This window comes from Bradyrhizobium liaoningense (genome assembly GCF_018130825.1).
Classification (GTDB): Bacteria; Pseudomonadota; Alphaproteobacteria; order Rhizobiales; family Xanthobacteraceae; genus Bradyrhizobium; species Bradyrhizobium liaoningense_B.
The window spans coordinates 1-23275 of sequence record NZ_JAFCJS010000008.1; the positions used below are offsets into that span (position 1 = coordinate 1).

At 65.1% G+C, this 23275-nt stretch carries 20 protein-coding genes; 13 read left to right on the plus strand and 7 right to left on the minus strand.

Going from position 1 to position 23275, the window contains the following annotated elements:
* Positions 1–136 precede the first annotated feature (136 nt).
* Positions 137–2230, minus strand: a complete 2094-nt coding sequence (locus JQ603_RS29275; protein WP_212344688.1) for a methyl-accepting chemotaxis protein — start codon at positions 2228–2230, stop codon at positions 137–139.
* A gap of 251 nt (positions 2231–2481) precedes the next feature.
* A complete protein-coding gene (locus JQ603_RS29280) occupies positions 2482–4575 on the minus strand; it encodes a methyl-accepting chemotaxis protein (RefSeq protein ID WP_212344698.1) in 2094 nt (697 codons plus the stop codon).
* A 272-nt stretch (positions 4576–4847) separates the two neighbouring features.
* On the opposite strand from JQ603_RS29280, the gene JQ603_RS29285 reads away from it, so the two are divergent.
* A complete protein-coding gene (locus JQ603_RS29285; RefSeq protein ID WP_130363252.1) occupies positions 4848–5003 on the plus strand; it encodes a Thivi_2564 family membrane protein in 156 nt (51 codons plus the stop codon).
* A gap of 56 nt (positions 5004–5059) precedes the next feature.
* Here JQ603_RS29285 and JQ603_RS29290 read toward each other — a convergent pair whose 3' ends face one another.
* From JQ603_RS29290 to cysD, 4 genes are all read right to left on the minus strand, one after another.
* Positions 5060–5260, minus strand: coding sequence for a CsbD family protein (locus JQ603_RS29290; protein WP_008546815.1), 201 nt, complete (start codon positions 5258–5260; stop codon positions 5060–5062).
* 147 nt (positions 5261–5407) lie between these two features.
* Positions 5408–7573 (minus strand): malate synthase G, encoded by a 2166-nt coding sequence (locus JQ603_RS29295; RefSeq protein WP_212344699.1) that lies wholly within the window; start codon positions 7571–7573, stop codon positions 5408–5410.
* 377 nt (positions 7574–7950) lie between these two features.
* Positions 7951–9867, minus strand: coding sequence for an adenylyl-sulfate kinase (gene cysC, locus JQ603_RS29300; RefSeq protein WP_212344700.1), 1917 nt, complete (start codon positions 9865–9867; stop codon positions 7951–7953).
* 19 nt (positions 9868–9886) lie between these two features.
* The gene (gene cysD / locus JQ603_RS29305) at positions 9887–10681 is read right to left on the minus strand and encodes a sulfate adenylyltransferase subunit CysD (RefSeq protein WP_212344701.1); all 795 of its coding nucleotides are present in this window, start codon (positions 10679–10681) and stop codon (positions 9887–9889) included.
* Positions 10682–10917: 236 nt separating this feature from the next.
* On the opposite strand from cysD, the gene cysG reads away from it, so the two are divergent.
* The 12 genes from cysG (at position 10918) to JQ603_RS29365 (ending at position 22188) form a co-directional block, all read left to right on the plus strand.
* Complete coding sequence (gene cysG, locus JQ603_RS29310) at positions 10918–12342, plus strand: siroheme synthase CysG (protein WP_212344702.1); 1425 nt, start codon at positions 10918–10920, stop codon at positions 12340–12342.
* A complete protein-coding gene (locus JQ603_RS29315) occupies positions 12339–12647 on the plus strand; it encodes a DUF2849 domain-containing protein (RefSeq protein WP_211413692.1) in 309 nt (102 codons plus the stop codon). Before cysG ends, JQ603_RS29315 begins: the two co-directional genes overlap by 4 nt.
* Positions 12648–12677: 30 nt before the next feature.
* A complete protein-coding gene (locus JQ603_RS29320; RefSeq protein ID WP_212344705.1) occupies positions 12678–14333 on the plus strand; it encodes a nitrite/sulfite reductase in 1656 nt (551 codons plus the stop codon).
* Positions 14320–14835 (plus strand): DUF934 domain-containing protein, encoded by a 516-nt coding sequence (locus JQ603_RS29325; RefSeq protein ID WP_212344708.1) that lies wholly within the window; start codon positions 14320–14322, stop codon positions 14833–14835. The genes JQ603_RS29320 and JQ603_RS29325 overlap by 14 nt, the downstream gene beginning before the upstream one ends.
* Entirely contained in the window at positions 14832–15557 is a 726-nt protein-coding gene (locus JQ603_RS29330; protein WP_212344712.1) for a phosphoadenylyl-sulfate reductase, read from the plus strand. The genes JQ603_RS29325 and JQ603_RS29330 overlap by 4 nt, the downstream gene beginning before the upstream one ends.
* A 108-nt stretch (positions 15558–15665) precedes the next feature.
* Complete coding sequence (locus tag JQ603_RS29335) at positions 15666–16679, plus strand: sulfate ABC transporter substrate-binding protein (RefSeq protein WP_433996660.1); 1014 nt, start codon at positions 15666–15668, stop codon at positions 16677–16679.
* Positions 16680–16716: 37 nt separating this feature from the next.
* On the plus strand, positions 16717–17553 hold the full coding sequence (gene cysT, locus JQ603_RS29340; protein ID WP_212344718.1) for a sulfate ABC transporter permease subunit CysT: 837 nt from the start codon (positions 16717–16719) through the stop codon (positions 17551–17553).
* A gap of 11 nt (positions 17554–17564) precedes the next feature.
* Positions 17565–18476: a sulfate ABC transporter permease subunit CysW gene (gene cysW / locus JQ603_RS29345; RefSeq protein ID WP_212344719.1), complete on the plus strand. Its 912-nt coding sequence runs from the start codon at positions 17565–17567 to the stop codon at positions 18474–18476.
* Entirely contained in the window at positions 18466–19500 is a 1035-nt protein-coding gene (locus JQ603_RS29350; RefSeq protein WP_212344720.1) for a sulfate/molybdate ABC transporter ATP-binding protein, read from the plus strand. The genes cysW and JQ603_RS29350 overlap by 11 nt, the downstream gene beginning before the upstream one ends.
* 126 nt (positions 19501–19626) lie before the next feature.
* A complete protein-coding gene (locus tag JQ603_RS29355; RefSeq protein WP_212344721.1) occupies positions 19627–20127 on the plus strand; it encodes a CAP domain-containing protein in 501 nt (166 codons plus the stop codon).
* 95 nt (positions 20128–20222) lie between these two features.
* Positions 20223–21398: a DUF3734 domain-containing protein gene (locus JQ603_RS29360; RefSeq protein ID WP_212344722.1), complete on the plus strand. Its 1176-nt coding sequence runs from the start codon at positions 20223–20225 to the stop codon at positions 21396–21398.
* A 1-nt stretch (position 21399) separates the two neighbouring features.
* Positions 21400–22188 carry a 3-hydroxybutyrate dehydrogenase gene (locus tag JQ603_RS29365; protein ID WP_212344723.1) on the plus strand — a complete coding sequence of 263 codons (789 nt, stop codon included), beginning with the start codon at positions 21400–21402 and terminating at the stop codon, positions 22186–22188.
* 133 nt (positions 22189–22321) lie between these two features.
* Here the strand turns inward: JQ603_RS29365 and JQ603_RS29370 are convergent, their stop codons facing one another.
* Positions 22322–23146: a sulfite exporter TauE/SafE family protein gene (locus tag JQ603_RS29370; RefSeq protein WP_212344724.1), complete on the minus strand. Its 825-nt coding sequence runs from the start codon at positions 23144–23146 to the stop codon at positions 22322–22324.
* Positions 23147–23275: the final 129 nt, after the last annotated feature.

Here is a 23275-nt window from a genome sequence, read left to right on the forward strand (position 1 = left end):
CACGCAAGTGCCTTGACTTCAGGACCCCGGCAGAGGCCTTCTCCCAAGTGTTGCACTTCGAGTGTGAATCCACCTCCTGGCTTTCGCCAGGACGACATCGAGAGGTGGTTGCCGCCTCTACTCCAACCCCGCTTCCCTACGCCGCGCGGATCTTGCCCAGGAAGTCGCTGACCTGCCGGCCGAGCTGGCGGCTCTGCGTCTCCAGCGTCTCCGAGGCCTGCTTGACGTTCTCCGCGGCGCCGGCCGCGGTGTCGGCGTCGGCCTTGACGCCGGTGATGTTGTCCGAGACGTTCTTGGTGCCCTGCGCCGCATATTGTGTGCTGCGGGTGATCTCCTGCGTCGCCGCGCCCTGCTCCTGAACGGCGGCGGCGATGGCAGTGGCGACCTCGTTGACCTCGCCGATGATGCCGCCGATCGCCTGGATCGCGTTGATGGCATCGCCCGCGACCTTCTGGATGTCGGCGATCTGCTCGGAGATTTCTTCGGTTGCCTTCGCGGTCTGGCTCGCCAGCGACTTCACTTCTGACGCAACCACGGCGAAGCCGCGTCCGGCCTCGCCGGCGCGCGCCGCCTCGATCGTGGCATTGAGTGCGAGCAGGTTGGTCTGCGCCGCGATGGTGTTGATCAGGCCGACGACCTCGCCGATCCGCCCGGCGGATTGCGCCAGCCCCTGGACGGTGCCGTCGGTCTCGCGGGCCTGGTTCACGGCGCGGCTGGCGATGCCGGCGGCATGTGCCGCCTGCTGGCTGATGTCGTTGATCGAGGCCGAGAGCTCCTCGGCGGCAGCGGCCACGCTGTCGACGCTCATGGAGGCGTCGTTGGAGGCCTTGCCGGCGATCTCGACGCGCTCATTGGTCTGGCGCGAGACCGCGGAAAGGTCGCCCGAGGTCTTGCGCATCTCGCCGGAGGCTTCGCTCAATTCGCCCAGCGACTTGCGCACCACGCCCTCGAACTCGCCGACATAGGCCTCCATCGCGCGCTGGCGCGCGGCGGCGCCGGCGTTGCGCTCGCGCTCCTGTTCCTCGATCTTGAGCTTGTCGATCGCCTGTTGCTTGAACGTCTCCAGCGCGCCCGCAAGCGAGCCGATCTCGTCGTGACGGTCGAGATAGCCGCTGTCGACCGTGAGGTCGCCGCCGGCAACCTTGAGCATGGCGTCGCGGATCCGGTGCAGCGGCGTGATCACGCGGCGGCTGACCGCCAGCATGGCGGCACCGGTCAGGACGATCGCGGCAACGAGCAGGGCGATGTTGACGAGCAGCCATTGCACGGCGCCCGCGCGTTGGGCGGCGGAATGATCCCTGGCCGCCTGCAGCGCCGCATCGGCAAGTCTCACCGCGCTCATCATGCGGGGTACCGAATAGGGGCTCCACTGGTTGGCGGTCATCGACGGCTTCTCGCCCTTGGCGATCGTCGTGATGACGCCGTCGCGCGTCGCGGCATATTGCGGGTCGAAATAGGTCGTCTTGGTCTCGCTGATCGCAGCCGAGAGCGCCGGCGGCAATTGCATGCCCGATGCGGCAAGCTCGATCGCGGTCCAGGCCGTGTCGGTGCCACCGACCAGCTTGGTATAAGTGAGCTGCACCTCGGGGGCGATCTTGCCGGCGTTGAGGGCATTGCCGACGATCTGCGAGGATTCACCGGCGGTGTTACGCAGCAGCCAGGCCATCTGCTTGATGGTCAGGAGCTGGTCGATGGTCGCATCCTGGTGGTTGACGCTGGCGGCGAGCACGCCTGAGAGCTTTTCGAGCTGCGCCATCAGCGCGTCCTCGGTCGCGACATATTCCTTGGCAAGGCCTGCGCGGCGCTCGGCCTTCGGCTTGACCACCTCGGTCCAGAACTCGGCCTGCTTTGCCAGCAGCGTCGTGTTCAAGGTGCCGAGGTCGGCGAGGAACGTTTCACGCTGGGCGATGTCGGTCGTGGGCAGGATCTCGAGCGTACGCGCCAGCGCCGGCATCAGGGCCTCGCGAACCTCGCGGATGTATTTCCCGATGTCCTTGTCCATCGCGACATCGGAGTTGAGCTGGCGGCCGCTGGTCGAGCGGTCGGCGCGGATGTTCGCCATCGCCTTGAACATTTCGGCCGAAGCGCCGGACACCGCAACGATCCGGTTCGCCTGCTGCAGCCGGGTCCATGAGCTCCATGCGCTGATCGAGAAGCCGATGACCACAACGAGCGCGGTCGAGAGGATCACCGCTTTCAGCAGCGTGGATACGGTCAGGCGGTTGAGCATCGGACACCCCGGTACGCATTTCGAAGTTCGTGGCCCCGAACGGCAGCCCCCCAAACGAACTTCGAAAGACCAAAGGGTTGCACGTGACACATGCGCCGGCCTCGCAGCAGGCGCTTGAAGCGCATTTGGCCCGAAAAGGGTAAAAACTTAGACAGTGCCTCTGCCGTAAAATTACGGGCGCTGTGTTGGGGAGCGACCTATCAATCTCTGCCTTCGCCGGGACGACACCGAGCGAGTGGACCCTGCGTGCTCTACGCCGCGCGGATCTTGCCGAGGAAGTCGCTGACGTCGTGGCCGAGCTGGCGGCTCTGGCTCTCCAGCATCTCGGAGGCGTGCTTCACATTGTCTGCGGCCGCGGCGGCGGCATCCGCGTCGGCCTTGACGCCGGTGATGTTGTCCGAGACGTTCTTGGTGCCCTGCGCCGCATATTGCGTGCTGCGCGTGATCTCCTGGGTCGCCGCGCCCTGCTCCTGCACGGCGGCGGCAATCGCGGTCGCGACCTCGTTCACCTCGCCGATGATGCCGCCGATGGTCTGGATGGCATTGATGGCATCGCCAGCGACCTTCTGGATGTCGGCGATCTGCTCGGAGATTTCCTCGGTGGCCTTCGCTGTCTGGCTCGCCAGCGACTTGACCTCGGAGGCGACCACCGCGAAGCCGCGTCCGGCCTCGCCGGCGCGCGCGGCCTCGATCGTGGCGTTGAGCGCGAGCAGATTGGTCTGCGCCGCGATGGTGTTGATGAGGCCGACGACCTCGCCGATCCGCCCTGCGGATTTTGCCAGGCCCTGCACGGTGCCGTCGGTCTCGCGCGCCTGGGTCACAGCGCGGCCGGCGATGCCGGCGGCATGGGCGGCCTGCTGGCTGATGTCGTTGATCGAGGCCGAGAGCTCCTCGGCCGCCGCGGCGACGCTGTCGACGCTCATCGAAGCGTCGTTGGAGGCCTTGCCGGCGACCTGGACGCGGTCGTTGGTCTGGCGCGACACCGCGGACAGATCGCCGGAAGTCTTGCGCATCTCGCCGGAGGCTTCGCTGAGCTCGCCGAGCGTCTTGCGGACCACGCCCTCGAACTCGCCGACATAAGTCTCGATCGCGCGCTGGCGCGCGGACGCGCCAGCGTTGCGCTCGCGCTCCTGCGCCTCGATCTTGAGCTTGTCGGTGGCCTGCTGCTTGAAGGCTTCCAGCGCGCCGGCGAGCGCGCCGATCTCGTCCTTGCGGTCGAGATAGCCGCTGTCGACCGCAAGATCGCCGCCGGCGACCTTGAGCATGGCGTCGCGGATGGTGTTGAGCGGACGGATGACGCGGCGGCTGACCAGCATGATCGCGCCGACGGCAAGGGCGACGGCGAGCGCAAGCAGCACGAGCTGCACGACCAGCGCGCGCAGCGCGGCACCGCGCTGTTCCAGCGTATGGCTCTTGGCGGCGTCGAGCGCCGTCTCGGCGACGGCAACCGCGCTGGACAGGCGGCCGACCGTCACCGGCGTCCACTGGTTCGCGGTCATTTCGGCCTTTTCGCCATTGGCGAGCGTGTTGGCCAGGCGATCGCGAAGCGCCAGATATTGCGGATCGAAATAGGCGGTCTTGGCAGCAGTCATGGCGGACGACAGTGCCGGCGGCAGCTCCATGCCCGAGGCCGACAATTCCAGCGCCTTCCACATCGCGGCCGTTCCGCCGACGTATTGGGTGTAGGCGAGGCGCGCCTCCGGCGTGATGCGGCCGCTGTTGAGCCCGATGGAGATGATCAGCGAGGCTTCACCCGCGGTGTTGCGCAGCAGCCAGGCGTTCTGCTTGATCGAGAGCAGCTGGTCGATCGCCGCGTCCTGGTGATTGACGGTCGCGGCCAGTGCGTTCGAGAGCTTGTCGAGCGTCTCGAGCAGGCCCTGCGTCGTCTCCATGTATTCCTTCGGCAGGCCGGCGCGGCGCTGGTCCTTGGGCTTGGCGACCTCCTCCCAGAACTGCTTCTGCTGCTCGCTCGCCGATTTGTAGAGGCGCGCGAGCTCCGGCACCAGCGTTGCGGACTGCGGAAACTCCATCGTCGGCAGCAGCTCCAGCGCATGTGCCATTGCCGGCATCTCGGCGTCCCGGATCGCGCGCAGATATTTCTCGATCTCGGCATCCATCGGCTCGGTGGCGTTGAGGAGCCGGTTGGTGGTCGAACGGTCGGTGCGCAGATTGTGCATCGCCTTGAACAGGTCGGCGGACGCGTCGGCGATCTGCGAGATGCGGTTGGCGGTCTTCAAGCGGTCCCAGGAGGCATAGGCCGTGAGCGAGAGCACAACGACCACGCAGATCGACGTGATCGCGATCACTGCCTTGAGCAGCGCGGATACGGTCAGACGATTCAGCATCGAGGTCCCCCAATTCTCATATCGAAGTTCGTGGCGGCGCCCCGGCAACATCGAAAAGGAGGGGCCCGCTAGAATCGGCAATCACATGCCGTTGGCGCCTCATGGCCAGACGGTTTCTGCATGTGAGAGGAAAAGGGTAAAGTTTTAGGCAGCCAGCCTGCTGGTAGAAATACGCATTTACTAGAAGTTGCAATGGGTTGCTGGAATGGAACCGGCGCGCGAGACGGGCGTTAGGACACCGTTAGCAATTTGCCAGAAGGGGGGTCCCTGCAATGCTGATCGGCGTCCTCGTCACCTTTCTCGTCGTCATCCTCGTGCTCTATCTCATCAACATGCTGCCGATGGACGGCCGCGCCAAGCAGATCGCGCGCGTCATCGTCATCATCATTGGCGTGGTGTCGCTGTTGAAATATTTGACGGTGTTCTAGCGACGGCTCCCTAAACAAAAAGCCCCGGCCTGAGCCGGGGCTTAGTTCGTGCCGTGCTAGTGCAGCGACTTCAGCCAGTCGTCGACGTCCTGACGAACCTGGTCCTTGGCCTTGCCATAGCGTTCCTGGAGCCGGCCCTCGAGTTGCTCGCGGCGACCCTCGATCAGTTGGAGATCGTCGTCAGTGAGCTTGCCCCATTTCTCCTTGGCCGATCCCTTGAACTGCTTCCAGTTTCCTTCGATCCGATTCCAGTCCATGACCATCTCCCATGGGTTGATGGCCGGACAACGCGAGGCGCGCGCAGCCGTTCCGCAAGCCGTCGCGACGTTTTCGCCCAACAAAAAAGCCCCGGCGCAGGCCGGGGCTTTTGACGTTTCTGTGACTTCGCTCAGCCCAGCGCCTAGTTATCCAAGAGCCTTGGCCTCGCGGCGGCGCGCGGTGAGGATGTATTCGGTGTAGCCGTTCGGCTGCTCGCGGCCCTTGAAGATGAGGTCGCAGGCCGCCTTGAACGCGACGCCGTCGAAGGCAGGCGCCATCGGCTTGTAGATGGGATCGCCGGCGTTCTGCTTGTCGACGACGACGGCCATGCGCTTGAGCGATTCCATCACCTGCGCCTCGGTGATGACGCCCTGGTGCAGCCAGTTGGCGAGATGCTGGCTGGAGATGCGCAACGTCGCGCGGTCTTCCATCAGGCCGACATCGTGGATGTCGGGCACCTTGGAGCAGCCGACGCCCTGGTCGATCCAGCGCACGACATAGCCGAGGATGCCCTGGCAGTTGTTGTCGATCTCCTGCTTGACGTCGTCGGGCGCCCAGTTCGACTTCGACACCGGAATGGTGAGGATGTCCGAGAGCTTCGCGCGCGGCCCGCCCTTGGTCAGCTCCTGCTGGCGCGCGATCACGTTGACCTGGTGATAGTGCAGCGCGTGCAGCGTCGCGGCCGTCGGCGAGGGCACCCAGGCGGTGGTGGCGCCGGCCTGCGGATGGCCGAGCTTCTGCGCCAGCATGTCCGCCATCTTGTCGGGCGCGGCCCACATGCCCTTGCCGATCTGGGCGTGGCCGGGCAGGCCACAGGTCAGGCCCATGTCGACGTTCCAGTCCTCATAGGCCTTGATCCAGGCCTGCGCCTTCATCTCGTTCTTGCGGATCATCGGACCCGCTTCCATCGACGTGTGGATCTCGTCGCCGGTGCGGTCGAGGAAGCCGGTGTTGATGAACATGATGCGCTTGGAGGCGCGCTGGATGCAGGCCTTGAGGTTGACGGTGGTGCGCCGCTCCTCGTCCATGATGCCGACCTTGAGCGTGTTCTCCGGCAAGCCGAGCATCTTCTCGACGCGGTCGAAGATCTCGCAGGTCAGCGAGACCTCGTCCGGGCCGTGCATCTTCGGCTTGACGATATAGGCCGATCCGGTGCGGCTGTTCTTGACCTTGGAGTTGCCCTTGAGGTCGTGGATCGCGAGCAGGCCCGAGACGGCGGCGTCCAGCAGGCCTTCCGGCACTTCCTCGCCCTTCTCGTCCAGCACCGCATCGGTGAACATGTGGTGACCGCAGTTGCGCATCAGCAGCAGGCTGCGGCCGTGCAGCTTCACTTCGCCCTTGCCGTCAGGCGTCTTGTAGACGCGGTCGGTGTTGAGCGAGCGCGTCAGCGTCTTGCCGCCCTTCTCGAAATCGGCCGACAGCGTGCCGTTCATCAGGCCGAGCGTGTTGCGATAGACCAGCACCTTGTCTTCGGCATCAACCGCAGCGACCGAGTCTTCCATGTCCAGAATGGTGGAGACGGCGGCCTCCATGATCATGTCGGCGACGCCGGCCGGATCGTCCTTGCCGATCGCGCTGCTGCGATCGATCTTCACCTCGACATGCAGGCCGTTGTTGGCGAGCAGCACCGCGCTCGGCGCAGTGGCATCGCCCTGGAAGCCGGCGAACTGCGCGGCATTCTTCAGCGCGGTCGCATTGCCGCTCTTCAGCTTCACCGCGAGCTGGCCCGCGACGATGCTATAGGCGGTGACGTCGGTGTGGCTGCCGGTCGCGAGCGGCGCGGCGGCGTCGAGGAACGCCTTGGCCTTGGCGATCACCTTGTCGCCACGCGCCTTGTTGTAACCCTTGCCGCTCTCGGACGGATCGTGCGGGATCGCGTCGGTGCCGTAGAAGGCATCATAGAGCGAGCCCCAGCGCGCATTCGCCGCGTTCAGAGCGTAGCGCGCATTGGTGAGGGGAACGACGAGCTGCGGACCGCAGATCTTGCCGATCTCCTCGTCGACATTGGCGGTCTCGACCTTCTGCGTCGCCGGCTCCGGGACGAGATAGCCGATCTCCTTCAGGAAGGCGGTGTAGGCATCGAGGTCGAACGCCTTGCCCTTGTTGGCGCGATGCCAGTCGTCGATCTTGGCCTGCAGCGTGTCGCGCACCGCCAGCAGCGCGCGGTTCTTCGGCCCCAGGTCCTTGATGATGGCGGCAACCTCGGCCCAGAACGCATCCGGCGCGATCCCCGTTTTCGGGGCCGCTTCCTTGGCGATGAAGTCAAACAGGACGGGAGCGATCTTCAATCCGTGGGCGTCGACGCGTTTCATGATGGGCTTTCTTGTTGGAAATGGCTGTTTTTGGCTGCTTTTGACCCGACAGCAGCAAAATGCGCCCACGAGGGGCGGCTTTCCGGACCTATTAGCCCCAAAATCGGGGCGGTGAGAAGACCCCCGGGGGTTTGTCAAAATGTCAAGGAGAGGTGGGGGGCCGGCGAGCGCGGCGCCCAGGCGTCAAATGCCAAAGCAATGGGCGCGATCTCTCCCCGGCGTCGTCCCGGCGAAGGCCGGGACCCATAACCACAGGGAGAAATTTTGCGAAGATTAGTAGTCCGGGACTCGCACCTCATCCCCACCGAAAGATCACGCGGTATGGGTCCCGGCCTTCGCCGGGACGACACCGATGATGTGGCGCGATAATCGGCGCCTCAAATATTCGCAGCGAGGTCCACGAGTTCGTCGAACAGCACGCCGGTCGATTTCAGCATCTGCTCGATCTCGTCCGCCGCTTCCGCAACCGTCCGCTTCGACGTGTCGATCACGAGCTCGGCGGCCTGCGGCGCCTCATAGTCGTTGAGGATGCCGGTGAAGGATTGCAGCGTGCCGGCGCGCGCCTTCTTGTAGTGGCCCTTGGGGTCACGATCCTCGCAGACCTCGGCCGGTGTCGCGACATGGATCTCGCGGAACGCGGTGTCGGCGATGCGGCGTGCGGTGGCGCGGTCCTCGCGGGCCGGCGACACGGCCGCGACGATTGCGATGTGGCCATTGCGGGCGAGGTGGGTCGCGACCTCGGCAAGGCGGCGGATGTTCTCGCTGCGATCGGCGGCGGAGAAGCCGAGATCGCTGTTGAGACCCGCGCGCAGCGTGTCGCCGTCGAGCAGGATCGGCGAGCCGCCATTGGTGAAGAGACGCCGCTCCAGCGCCTTTGCCAGCGTCGACTTGCCGGAAGCCGGAAGGCCGGTGAGCCAGACCACGGCACCGTTGTGCTGATAGCGCGCGGAGCGCTCGTCGGGACGGAGTGCCGATTCCACCGGCACGATGTCGACAGGCACGGCGCGCTGGCCAGCATCGACCGACAGCACGAGACCGCCGCCGGCGATACGCCCGGACACCTCGATCACGAGACGCCCCGTGCGCGGATTCTCGGTGTAGGGATCCGTGGCGATCGGATTCGAAAGAGAAATGTCGATCTCGCCGACATGGTTGCGGCCGATCGCCTTGTTCTCGCTGCTGGAGAGCTCACCGGGATCGACCGCCTTCTCGATCGCGACGACGGTGGCGCGGCTTTCCTTCGGTCCGCAGCGGACCAGCAGCTGGTCGCCCTTGGCGAGCGGCTTGTCGTGCAGCCAGAAGATGCGTGCGCGCAGCCGGCGCGTCTCGCGCGGGGCCGTGCCGGCATGTGCGACGATGTCGCCGCGCTCGATGAACAATTCGCGGTCGAGCGTGATGCCGACCGAGCGGCCGGCGCCCTGACGTCCCGCCACCGGCGTCGCCGGCCAGCTCTCGACCGTCTTGATCTTGGCGATCTTGCCGGCCGGCATGATCACGATCTCGTCGCCGGCAACGAGGCTGCCGGATTCAATGCGGCCCGCCACGATGCGGCGGTCGTCGAACTTGTAGATCGCCTGCACCGGCAGCCGCAGCGCCAGCGCTTCCAGCGGCCGCGCGGGTTCGAGCCGGTCGAGCGCCTCGACCACGGTCGGTCCCTTGTACCAGCCGATGCGGCCGGTGCGCTCGGCGACGCCGTCGCCGTCGCGCGCGGAAATCGGGATCACGGCCGTCGGCGTCACGCCGAGACCGCTCAGATGCGCGGAAATCTCGTCGCTGATGTCCTTGAAGCGGTCGGCGGAGAAGTCGACGCGGTCCATCTTGTTGACGACGACCGCGACCTGCTTCACGCCGAGCAGGTGCAGGAGATAGCCGTGCCGCCTGGTCTGGTCGCGCACGCCCTCCAGCGCGTCGATGATCAGCACCGCGCCGTCGGCCTGCGAGGCGCCGGTGATCATATTGCGCAGGAATTCGGCATGGCCGGGCGCGTCGATCAGCACGATGTCGCGCGAATTGGTGCGGAAGCGGATCTGGGTGGTGTCGATGGTGATGCCCTGGTCGCGCTCGGTCTGCAGCGCATCGAGCAGGAACGACCATTCGAACGGCATGCCGCGCCGCGCGCTGACGGCTTTGAGCATTTCGAGCTTGCCGTCGGGCAGGCTGCCGGTCTCGTGCAGCAGGCGGCCGACCAGCGTCGACTTGCCGTGGTCGACATGGCCGACGATGACGATGCGCACTTGCGGACGCGTGGTGCCGTTCGGAGTGGCCGGCGAAGCGGGAGTGACGATCATGTTCATAGCCACAAAGCGTCCTTGATCAGAGATAGCCAGCGACGCGAAGGCGCTCGAAGGCGTCCTCGGTCTCGTGGTCGAGCGCGCGCCCGGCGCGTTCCGGCACCTTGGTCTGTTCGAGCTCGATCAGGATCTCGTCGATGGTCGACGCCGTCGAGTTCACGGGATTGGTGATGTCCTGATCGCCCAGCGAGCGATAGCGCTTGCCGTTCTGCGAGAGATAGAGCGGGATGATCGGGATGTTCTCGCGCTTGGTGTAGGCCCAGATGTCGGCCTCGGTCCAATGCAGGATCGGGTGGATGCGCAAATGCGCGCCCTGCGGCGGCGAGGCGTTGAAATGATCCCAGAACTCCGGCGGCTGGTCGCGCACGTCCCAATTGCCTTCGAGGCCGCGCGGCGAGAACACGCGCTCCTTGGCGCGCGTCGCTTCCTCGTCGCGGCGGATGCCGGCGATCAGGCCGTCGAAGCCGTATTTGGCGAGTGCCATCTTGAGCCCTTCCGTCTTGCGCGCGGCGGAACGGGCGGCCGGCGGCAGCGTTGGGTCGACGGCATCGATGGGCGGGCAGGGCTCGACACGGAGATCGAGATCCCACTCCTTCCCGTAATGATCGCGAAAGCGATACATCTCCGGAAACTTCTTGCCGGTGTCGACATGGAGGGCCGGGAACGGCATCTTGCCAAAGAAGGCCTTCCGCGCCAGCCAGATCATGACGTTGGAGTCCTTGCCGAGCGACCACAGCAAGGCGATCTTCTTCAGGCGGGCGAAGGCCTCGCGAAAGATGTAGATGCTCTGCGCCTCGAGCTGGTCCAAATGGTCCATGCTGGGGGCGGTCAGCCCGATTGGAATTTGCTCGGAAACGGGGGCGCGGGAGTCGTGCCCATCTGCACCAGAATCGGTCCTGAGAAGATGCATCTCTGCCACTTTGCGTTTGGAGGCGAATTTTCTATAGTTGCGGTGCAGAAGAGAAGAAAAAATTTTCTCTTTGCGCGCTCGAAACGACACATATATAGAAAATAATTCCAGTCAACCCCGGATGTGGGGGAAGCGAGTATCGCATGCGGTTCTTGCCGGTGTTTCTCGATCTGAAGGCCGGTCCGGTGGTCCTCATCGGCGCGGGTGAGCTTTTGCGCGCCAAGTTGCGCGTGCTCGCCGCTGCCGGCGCGCGCCTCCGCGTGCATGCGATCGACGGCAATCATGACTTTGGTTTCAGCTCTGAGGGCGCGTCGCGTATCGAAATCGCGGCCGGCGATCCGCTGACGGCTGATCTCTCCGGCGTCATCGCCATCGTCTGCGCAGGCGCGGGCGACGTCGGCGTTGCCATGTCGGCGCGCGCCAAGTCGCTCGGTCTGCCCGTCAACGTCATGGACGATCTCGAGCATTCCAGCTTCATCTTCCCGGCCATCGTCGACCGCGGCGATGTCGTGGTCGCCGTCGGCACCGGCGGCACCTCGCCGGTGGTGGCGCGGCGCGTGCGCGAGAAGATCGAGGCGCTGCTGCCGGCGCGCATCGGCGAACTCGCCGAGTTCATCGGCGCCTTCCGCAAATCCATCAACGAGCGCATCGTCGAGTTTCCGCTGCGTCGCCGCTTCTGGGAGCGCGTCATCGACGGCCCGATCGGCGCCGCGGTGCTCGCCGGCCGCAAAGGCGAAGCCGACGCATCGCTCAAGGCGATTTCCGATCCGTCCGCATTCGCGCGTGCCGACAAGCCGGAAGGCTCGGTCGCGCTTGTGGGCGCCGGTCCCGGCGATCCGGACCTTCTTACCATCAAGGCGCTGCGCGCACTCCAGGACGCCGACATCGTCTTCCATGACGAATTGGTCTCGCCCGAAATTCTCGACCGCATCCGCCGCGACACCACGCGCGTGCCGGTCGGCCGCCGTGTCGGCAAGCCCGGCATCGGCCAGGACGCCATTAACAAGCGCATGATCGAGGCCGCGCAATCAGGCCAGCGCGTGGTGCGGCTGAAGGGTGGCGATCCCTTCGTGTTCGGTCGTGGCGGCGAAGAGGTCGAAGCCTTGCGCGCCGCCGGCATCGCCTATTCGATCATCCCCGGCATCACGGCGGGGCTCGGCGGCGCCGCCGATTTCGAGGTGCCGCTCACCTATCGTCACGAAGCGACCCGCATCACCTTCCTCACCGCGCACAAGGCGCGCGATGCCGAAGCCGTGGACTGGTCGACGCTGACCGACACCAAAATGACCGTCGTGGTCTACATGGGCATGACCGCTGCGCCAGCCGTGCGCGCAGGTCTGTTCGCGGCCGGCCGTTCGCCGGAGACGCCGGTCGGCGTGTTCGCCCGTGTCACGCGGCCCGATGCGCAAGGAGCGATCGGTACGCTGCGTGATTTGCCCGAGCTGGTGCGGCGGATCCATGGTGGTCCCGCCATCCTCATCATCGGCGACGTGGTCCGGCATGCCGGCTCGCTTCGCCGCCAGACACCCAAAGAAATCATCTCTGACCTATTGGATGCAGCTGAATGACCTCCCCTCTGCAACAAAAACTGAAAATTACGGGCCCGTCCGTTGTGACCGCCAACCGCACCTGGGACGGCGTGGTGGTCTATCGCACCGCCGCCAAGGGCTGGTCCGTGGAACTGACCGATGCCGCGATCGTGCGAAACTCGGATGAGGCGAAAGCGTTGCTTGCCGAGGCCGTTGCCGATGACGTCGGCGCAATCGGCCCCTATATCGCGCCGGTGCAGGTCGACGCTTCAGGCAAGATCCTGCCGGGCAATCTGCGCGAGCAGATCCGCCGCGACGGCGTGACAATCGGCTTGCCGGTCTGATCGCAGGCCGAGCTGTAAGGCACTTCAATCATGTATGCTTACGACGAAATCGACCGCACGCTGGTCAACGAGCGCGTCTCCGAATTCCGTGACCAGGTGCAGCGCCGTCTCTCGGGCGAGCTCACCGAGGACGAATTCAAGATGCTGCGCCTGCAGAACGGCGTCTATCTGCAGCTGCACGCCTACATGTTCCGCGTCGCGATTCCCTACGGAACGCTGGCGTCGAACCAGTTGCGGGCGCTTGCCCATGTCGCGCGCAAATACGACCGCGGCTACGGCCATTTCACCACGCGCCAGAACATCCAGTTCAACTGGATCAAGCTGTCGGACCTGCCGGATGCGCTCGCCGATCTCGCCGAAGTCGGCATCCACGCGATGCAGACCTCCGGCAACAACATGCGCAACGTCACCTCGGATCAGTGGGCCGGCGTCGCGCCCGGTGAGATCGAGGACCCGCGCATCTGGTCGGAGCTGATCCGCCAGCACACCACGCTGCACCCGGAATTCTCGTTCCTGCCGCGCAAGTTCAAGATCGCGATCACCGCGTCGGATCACGACCGCGCCGCGATCAAGGTTCACGACATCGGCCTGCGTCTGATCAAGAACGAGAAGGGCGAGACCGGCTTCGAGGTTCTGGTCGGGGGCGGCCTCGGCCGCACGCCGTTCATCGGCAAGACCATCAAGCACTTCGTCCACGGCCGCGATCTGCTCAGCTATATCGAGGCCATTCTGCGCGTCTACAACCAGTACGGACGCCGCGACAACATCTACAAGGCGCGGATCAAGATCCTGGTGCACGAGCTCGGCATCGAGAAGTTTTCGCGCGAGGTCGAGGAGGAGTGGCAGCACATTCGCAACTCCTCGCTCCAGATCGACGACGAGGTGATCGAGGACATCCGCTCGCGCTTCATTTATCCGTCTTACGAGAAACTGCCGCACATGCCGGACGAGCTGCGGCAGGCCGCCGCCGATCCCGAGTTCGAGGCCTGGCGCAAGAACTCGGTCGCCGCTCACAAGAACCCCGGCTACTCCATCGTCACGATCTCGCTGAAGCCGATCGGAGCGCCTCCCGGCGATGCCACCGCCGAGCAGATGGATGCGCTGGCCGATCTCGCCGACAAATATTCCTTCGGCGAGATCCGCGTCGGTCACGAGCAGAACCTGGCGCTGCCGCACGTCGCCAAGCGCGACCTGCCGGCGCTGTGGAAGGCGCTCGACAAGCTTGGCCTGGCGACGCCCAACGTCAACCTGATCACTGACATCATCGCCTGCCCCGGGCTCGACTATTGCTCGCTGGCGAATGCGCGCTCGATCCCGATCGCGCAGGAATTGACGCGGCGCTTTGCCAATCACGAGCTGGCCAACCTGATTGGCCGGCTCCACATCAACATCTCCGGCTGCATCAATGCCTGCGGCCATCACCATGTCGGCCATATCGGCATTCTCGGCGTCGAGAAGAACGGCGAGGAGGTCTATCAGATCACCATTGGCGGCCGCGCCGACGAGAGCGCCGCACTCGGCAATCTGATCGGCCCCGGCGTCAAGTTCGACGAGGTCGCCGACGTCATCGAGGACATCGTGGAGGCTTATCTTGCGCTGCGCGAGCGGCCGGAGGAGCTGTTCGTCGACACGGTGAAGCGCCTCGGTGTCGAACCCTTCAAGGAGCGCGTCTATGCCACTCGTTAACGGCGGAAAGATCGCCGACGACAGCTTCGTCAAGCTCGCCGTCGACACCCCGCTGCCCGAGGGCGGCGACATTCTGGTGCCGGCCGAGCGCTTTCTTGGCGAGGCCGATGCGCTGCTCAAGCGTTCCGGCAAGGTCGGCGTGATCTGGCCCAACAATCGCGACATCGCCGAGCTCGTGCCGTATCTCGGCAGGATCGCCGCCGTAGCGCTGGTGTTCCCGAGCTTCCGGGATGGGCGCGCCTATAGCCAGGCGCGGCTGCTGCGCGAGCGCTACAACTACCGCGGCGAGCTGCGTGCGACGGGGCAGGTGCTGCGCGACCAGTTCGTCTTCATGCTGCGTGCCGGCTTCGACTCGTTCGAGGTCAAGAAGCAGGCCGACGCGGAAGCCTTCATGCAGACCGCCAAGCGCTATTCGGTGTTCTACCAGCCGACCGGCGACGGCCGCATCACGGCGCTGCACCGGCGTATGCAGCTGCGTCACTCCGAAGGTGTCGGCACGTGAACGCGATCGCGCCTCAGGTCTCGTCCGTGTCTGCGCTGCCTTCGGCGGAGGAGCTCGCTCGCGCCTTGCGCGATGCCTCGCCCGCGGAGGTCATCGCCGCGGCGCTGGAGACGGTCGGGCGCGAGAAGCTTGCGCTCGTGTCGTCCTTCGGCACGGAATCGGCGACGCTGTTGAAGGTGATGGCGGATGTCGATCCTGCGATCCCCGTGATCTTCCTCGATACCGGATGGCTGTTCGAGGAGACGCTGGCCTATCGCGACACGCTGATCGAAACGCTCGGGCTGAAGGACGTCCGTTCGATCAAGCCGGCCGAGGAGGCGCTGTCGCGCGACGATCCCGACCGCGATCTCTGGTTCTCTGATCCCGACGCCTGCTGCCGCATCCGCAAGGTCGAGCCGCTGGCGCGCGCGCTGAAGCCCTTCGACGCCTGGCTCAACGGCCGCAAGCGCTTCCAGGGCAATGCACGCGCCGATATTCCCGTCGTCGAGGACGACGGCGTGCGGTTGAAGTTCAATCCCTTCGCCAATGTCTCGCGCGAGGAACTCGAAGCGATCTTCGTCCGCGCCAAATTGCCGCGTCATCCACTGGCTGCCTCCGGTTTCCTGTCGGTTGGGTGTATGCCTTGCACCAGCAGAACGGCCGAAGGCGAGGATGCGCGCGCCGGTCGCTGGCGCGGCCGGGCGAAGACAGAATGCGGCATCCACACGATGAAGATTTCGTAGCACAGCTGCGCTGCCCGGCTTCGAACAAGAAAATCCGGTTCCGTTGACTTAAGCGCGTTTCGCCCCGAGTTATGCCTGCCATCGATGACGCCGATGTCGTCGAGGTGAATGGAGATGGACATGATGCGCCGTATCGTTCCGCTCGCGGCAGGACTGCTCGTAACGGGATTCTTGGCAAGCTCGGCTCTCGCCGCTGACATCAATTTGTTGAACGTGTCGTACGATCCGACGCGTGAGCTCTATGCCGAGTTCAACAAGGCGTTCGCGACCGCCTATCAGAAGGAGACCGGCAAGAGCGTCGAGATCAAGCAGTCGCATGGCGGCAGCGGTTCGCAGGCGCGTAGCGTGATCGACGGCTTGCAGGCCGATGTGGTGACGCTGGCGCTCGCCTATGACATCGACGCCATCGCGAACAAGGGCCTGACCGCGGCCGACTGGCAGAAGCGGCTGCCGCAGAATTCATCACCCTACACCTCGACCATCGTGTTCCTGGTGCGCAAGGGCAATCCCAAGGGCATCAAGGACTGGGACGATCTGCTCAAGTCCGGCGTTGCCGTGATCACGCCGAACCCGAAGACCTCGGGCGGGGCGCGCTGGAATTATCTCGCCGCCTGGGGCTTTGCGCAGAAGAAGTACGGCTCGGCCGACAAGGCCAAGGACTTCATCGGAAAGCTCTATCAGCAGGTTCCGGTGCTGGATACCGGCGCACGTGGCGCCACCGTGACCTTCGTCGAGCGCGGCGTCGGCGACGTGCTGCTCGCCTGGGAGAACGAGGCGTTCCTCGCGCTGAAGGAGTTCGGCGCGAACAAGTTCGAGATCGTGGCGCCGCCGCAGTCGATCCTCGCCGAGCCGCCGGTCGCGATCGTGGACAAGGTTGCCGACAAGAAGGGTACGCGCAACGCGGCCGATGCCTACCTTCAGTACTGGTACACCAAGGAAGGCCAGGAGATTGCTGCGCGCAACTTCTACCGTCCGCGCGATGCCGAGATTGCCAAGAAGTATGAAAACTCCTTCGCGAAGGTCGAGCTGTTCACGATCGACGACGTCTTCGGCGGCTGGACCAAGGCGCAGAAGGAACATTTTGCCGACGGCGGAGTTTTCGATCAGATTTACAAGAACTGATCGGGCGCTGTCGTAGGAGGCTTTAGCAGGGGGCCTGGTGAGCGCACTCGCAGCACGACGTCGGACATTGCCGGGCTTCGGTCTCACGATGGGACTGACGCTTTCCTGGCTGTCGATCATCATCCTGATTCCGCTCGCCGGCCTGTTCCTGCGCACGCTTGAGCTGAGCCCCGAGCAGTTCTGGGCCATCCTCTCCAGCCGCCGCACCCTGAACGCGCTCCGGGTCTCCTTCGGGCTCGCCTTTGCGGCGGCCTGCGTCAATCTGGTGATGGGCAGCGTCATCGTCTGGGCGCTGGTGCGCTACCGCTTTCCCGGGCGGCGCATCTTCGATGCCATCGTCGACGTGCCGTTCGCGCTGCCGACGGCGGTGGCCGGCGTCGCGCTGACCGCGCTGTTCGCCGAGAAGGGCTGGCTGGGGGCGCCGCTCGCCGCGCTCGGCATCAAGGTGGCGTTCACGCCGGTCGGCATCTTCGTCGCCATGATCTTCATCGGCATCCCCTTCGTGGTCCGCACCGTGCAGCCGGTGCTGCAGGACCTCGACCCTGAGATCGAGGAGGCTGCCGGTAGTCTCGGCGCGAGCCGCTGGCAGACCATTATCCGCGTGATCCTGCCCTCGCTCGCGCCGGCGCTGCTCACGGGTCTCGCGCTCGCCTTCGCCCGCGCCGTCGGCGAATACGGCTCGGTGATCTTCATCGCCGGCAATCTGCCCAACGTCTCCGAGATCGCCCCGCTCTTGATCGTGATCCGGCTCTCCGAATTCCGCTATGCCGATGCGACCGCCATCGCGGTGGTCATGCTCGTCGTATCTTTCGTCATCATCTTCGCCGTCAACCGGCTCCAGCGCTGGGCGCAGAGCCGGATTCCGGCGCGTTGAGGAGGGATGCGATGACGATGCAGATCGCAGATACCGTGTCGCTCTCGGCCTCCGACGCCAAGACGCGCGCGCATGCGGCGGCCGCGCGCGACAACCTGCGCACCGAGCCGCGCGCGGTGCGCATCGCCATCATCACGCTGGCGATCATGTTCCTCACCGTCTTCGTCGTGCTGCCGCTGGTCGTCGTGTTCGCGCAGGCGTTTTCGCGCGGCATCCTCGCCTATCTCGCTGCACTCGCCGAGCCGGAGGCGATGGCGGCGATCAAGCTGACGCTGATCGTCGCGGCGATCTCGGTCGGTCTCAATCTCGTGTTCGGCCTCGTCGCCGCCTGGGCCATCGCCAAGTTCGAGTTCAAGGGCAAGACCTTCCTGATCACGCTGATCGACCTGCCGTTCTCCGTGAGTCCGGTGATCTCGGGCCTCGTTTTCGTGCTGCTGTTCGGCGCGCAAGGCTATTTCGGCAGCTGGCTGCGCGACCATGACATCCAGATCCTGTTCGCGGTGCCCGGCATTGCGCTTGCGACCACCTTCGTGACCTTTCCCTTCGTGGCGCGTGCGCTGATCCCCTTGATGCAGGAGCAGGGCACCCAGGAGGAGGAGGCCGCGATCTCGCTCGGCGCCTCCGGCTTGCAGACCTTCTTCCGGGTCACGCTGCCCAACATCAAATGGGGCGTGCTCTACGGCGTCCTGCTCTGCAACGCGCGCGCGATGGGCGAGTTCGGCGCGGTCTCGGTCGTCTCCGGCCACATCCGCGGCGAGACCAACACCATGCCGCTCTTGGTCGAGATCCTCTACAACGAATACCAGTTCGTCGCCGCCTTCGCGATCGCCTCGCTGCTGGCGATGCTCGCGCTGATCACGCTGATCGCAAAAACCGTCCTCGAACGTCATCTCGACGAAGGAGAAGACGCAAGTGACCATTGAAGTCAGGAATCTCGTCAAGAAGTTCGGCAGCTTCGCCGCCCTCGACGGCGTCGACCTCAAGGTCGACAACGGCGAATTGCTGGCGCTGCTCGGGCCCTCCGGCTCCGGCAAGACCACCTTGCTGCGGATCATCGCCGGCCTCGATTGGCCTGATTCCGGCGAAGTTTCCTTCAACGGCGAGGATGCGCTGGCGCAAGGCGCCCGCGAGCGCAACGTCGGCTTCGTGTTCCAGCACTACGCGCTGTTCCGCCACATGACCGTGTTCGAGAACGTCGCCTTCGGCCTGCGCGTGCAGCCCCGCGCGGTCCGCAAGGACGAAGCCACCATCCGTGCGCGCGTCAAGGAGCTGCTCGATCTCGTGCAGCTCGACTGGCTCGCCGACCGCTATCCGAGCCAGCTCTCCGGCGGCCAGCGCCAGCGCATCGCGCTCGCCCGCGCGCTCGCGATCGAGCCGCGCATCCTGCTGCTCGACGAGCCCTTCGGTGCGCTCGATGCGAAGGTGCGCAAGGAGCTGCGCAGATGGTTACGCTCGCTGCACCATGAGATCAACGTCACCTCGATCTTCGTGACCCACGACCAGGAGGAGGCGCTCGAAGTCGCCAACCGCGTCGTGGTGATGGACAAGGGCCGGATCGAGCAGATCGGCTCGCCCGACGATGTCTATGAGACCCCGGCGACCGCCTTCGTGCACGGCTTCATCGGCGAGTCCATCGAGCTGCCGGTCCAGGTCGACGGCGGCGTCATCAGGCTCGGCGACCGGCCGCTTCAGCTCGCGGCCGAGGGCCTAGCGCCTGGCGCGTCAAAGCTGTTCGTACGGCGACATGACATGCTGGTCGGCCCGCCCGGCACCGGAGCCTTCGAGGGCGCGGTCCAGCATGTCCGCAATTTCGGCCCGGTGCAGCGGGCCGAGGTCGCGCTGTCAGGCGGCGAAACCATCGAGATCGACGCCCCCCGCGACAAGGAACTGCGCGCCGGCGACACCATCGGCCTCAATCCCCGCCGCTACCGGATATTTGCAGGCTAGAAATCCCCGTCACTCCGGGTTCGTGCGAGTGCGCGCCCCGGAATGACAGCTACGATTTTCCTCAAAATTCACCTTTCAGCCACGGTTGGTATGCAACAACGGCCCCTCATTTGGGGGCCTCGATTCATGCGCGCTGCGGCCGCAATTCTCATCACTTTGCTGCTCGCCGGCTGTGCCGGCAACGAAGCACCGGTCCAGCAGCCGTCGATGTATACCGACATGGCGGTCCCGGGCGCCAAGCTCGATGCCCAGGCGGCCGCGGTCATGATTTCGCAATACCGCCAGAACAACATGCTCGGCACGGTCGTGATCGATCCTGACCTGATGCGGCTCGCCGAATCCCAGTCCCAGGCCATGGCTGCGGCCAACAAGATGGACCACGACGTCCGCGCGCCGCTGGCCAAGCGCCTTGCCACAGGCGCCTATCCGGCCACGGTTGCTGTCGAGAACGTCTCGGCCGGCTATCATACGCTGGCAGAAGCGTTTTCCGGCTGGCGCGACTCGCCTCCGCACCGCGCCAACATGCTCAAGAGCGGTGTCACAAAATTGGGCATTGCGGCCAGCTATGCTCCGGGCACCAAGTACAAGGTGTTCTGGACCATGATCCTGGCCTCGACCGAGCGATAAGCCAGACTTGATCCCGGGATGCATTGACGCCGCGGCGGACTGTCGCCACGGTGGCGCGCCATTTGCTATTGTTCCCGCATGACCGATGTTCCCTTATGACCGATCATAGCCCGGAATCCGCCAGCGTCCCCGCGAATGCACAACGCGTCCTGGTCTTGCAGGGCGGCGGCGCGCTCGGCTCCTATCAGGCCGGCGCCTATCAGGCGCTGTGCGGCTACGGTTTCGAGCCGGAATGGGTCGCCGGCATCTCCATCGGCGCGATCAACGCCGCCATCATCGCCGGCAATGAGGGCCACACCCGCGTCAAGCGGCTGAAGGAATTCTGGGAAATGGTGTCGGCGCCGGTGCCGTGGAAGCCGGTCGGCAAGAGCGATCACAGCCGCGAACTGTTCAACTCGACCAGTGCCGCGCTGATCGCCACCTTCGGCGTGCCCGGCTTCTTCGTGCCGCGCGTCCCGCCCGCGCCGATGTGGCCGCCGGGCCATCCCGAAGCCGAGAGCTATTACGACACCGCGCCGCTCAAGAAGACGCTGGAGCGGCTGGTCGATTTCGACCGCATCAACGATCTCAAGACGCGCTTCTCGGTCGGCGCGGTCGGCGTCACCTCGGGCAACTTCAAATATTTCGACAATTACGAGTTCAAGAAGCTCGGCAAGAAGATCGGCCCTGAGCACATCATGGCCTCCGGCGCGCTGCCGCCGGGCTTCCCGTCCGTGATCATCGACGGCGAGCATTATTGGGACGGCGGCATCGCCTCCAACACCCCGCTCGACTACGTGCTCGATGCAGAGCTCGCGCGTGACATGCTGATCTTCCAGGTCGACCTGTTCTCCGCCCGCGGCGACCTGCCGAATTCGCTGCTCGAGGCGACCGAACGCGAGAAGGACATCCGCTTCTCCAGCCGCACGCGGATGAATACGGACAAGAACAGGCAGATCCACAATGCGCGCCGGGCCGTGCGCGACCTCATTTCCAAATTGCCCGATTATCTCAAGAATGACCCTTCCGTCGAATTCCTCGCCAAGGCATCTCGTGAGAGCACCGTCACGGTCGTGCATTTGATCTATCGCAGCAAGAACTACGAATCCTCGTCCAAGGATTACGACTTCTCGCATGTCGCCATGGTCGAGCATTGGGAAGCCGGCGTGCGCGACGTGCATCTGTCGATGCGCCACAAGGACTGGCTCGAGAAGCCGCAGTCCGGCGAGACCATGGTGGCTTACGATCTCACGGGGGACGTCACCGCGCCCCCGGCAAAAAGGAGCGAATAACATGGGTACTCTGTCAGGCAAGAATGCTGTCGTGACCGGTTCGACCAGCGGTATCGGGCTCGCCTATGCGCGCGCCTTCGCGGCTGCCGGTGCCAATGTCGTCATCAACGGCTTCGGCTCGCCGGAGGACATCGAGAAGGAGCGTTCGAAGATCGAGTCCGACTTCGGCGTCAAGGCGGTCTATTCCCCCGCCGACATGACCAAGCCCGCCGAGATCGCCGGCATGATCGCGCTCGGCGAGAAGTCGTTCGGCTCGGTCGACGTCCTCGTCAACAATGCCGGCATTCAGTTCGTCTCGCCGATCGAGGAGTTCCCGCCGGAGAAGTGGGACCAGATCATCGCGATCAACCTGTCCTCGGCGTTCCACGCCATTCGCGCCGCCGTGCCCGGCATGAAGAAGAAAGGCTGGGGCCGCATCATCAACACGGCGTCGGCGCACTCGCTGGTCGCCTCGCCCTTCAAGTCGGCCTACGTGTCGGCCAAGCACGGCATCGCCGGTCTCACCAAGACCGTGGCGCTGGAAGTGGCAACCCACAAGATCACCTGCAACTGCATCAGCCCCGGCTATGTCTGGACCCCGCTGGTGGAGAAGCAGATCCCCGACACCATGAAGGCGCGCGGCCTGACGCGCGAGCAGGTCATCAACGACGTGCTGCTCGACGCGCAGCCGACCAAGGAGTTCGTCACCTCCGAGCAGGTCGCAGCGCTGGCGCTGTTCCTGTGCAGCGACGACGCCGCGCAGATCACCGGCACGAACCTGTCGATCGACGGCGGCTGGACCGCAGAGTAAGCACTCGGTACCGTAGGGTGGGCAAAGGCGCGTCAGCGCCGTGCCCACCGTTTTTCGCTATTGAGCAAAGAGCGGTGGGCACGCTTCGCTTTGCCCACCCTACGAGAGCGGGAGCGAGGCGGCAGCTTTCCGCCTAATGCGTCCAGGCCAGCGCCGTCACGATCGCCGACGACAGGTTCAGCTCCGCGAACATGATCTTGCCGGCGACCACGAACAGCACGCTGGCAAGCGTCAGGCGCAGCACCGTCTCGGGGACGCGCGTCGCGCTGTAGCTGCCGACGATGATGCCGGGCAGCGAGCCCAGCAGCAGCACGCCCATCAGGCCCCAGTCCACATCGCCGAGCGCCCAGTGCCCGATGCCGGCGACCAGCGTCAGCGGCACCGCATGGGCGATGTCGGAGCCGACGATGGTTGCCATCGGCAGGCGCGGGTAGAGCAGCAGCAGCACGGTGACGCCGACCGCGCCGGCACCGACCGACGAGATCGACACCAGCACGCCGAGCACGATGCCGGTGATGACGGTCGCAACCGCCGTGGTGCGTTCGTCGACGCGCTCCAGTGTCCTGCGGTAGCGCTCCATGATCGCCTTGCGGAAGATCAGCGAGGTCGCGGTCAGCAGCAGCGCGAAGCACAGCACGAGATTGACCAGGCTGCGCTCGGCATCGCTTCTGAGGTCGAGCTTCCACAGCAGCAGCAGCGTCAGCGCGCTCGCCGGAATGCTGCCGCAGGCGAGCCGCAGCACCGCCGGCCAGTGCACGCTGCGCGACCAGCCATGCACGAAGCTGCCGCCGGTCTTGGTGGCGGCGGCGTAGAGCAAATCGGTGCCGACAGCGGTGGAGGGATGGACGCCGAACAGCAGGATCAGCAGCGGCGTCATCAACGAGCCGCCACCGACGCCGGTCATCCCGACAAGCAGGCCGACGCCAAATCCGGAGGCGACGTAGAGTGGATCGATCATGGTCTGGGGAAGCTTAGGTTTATCTCGTCGGTTGGGCAATACGACGTAGAATAAACTTTCCCTGGAGCGCAACTACTTGGGCGGAATAAGAAAAATCTTTCTGCTGGCCGGAAACGGGTAGGAGTTTCG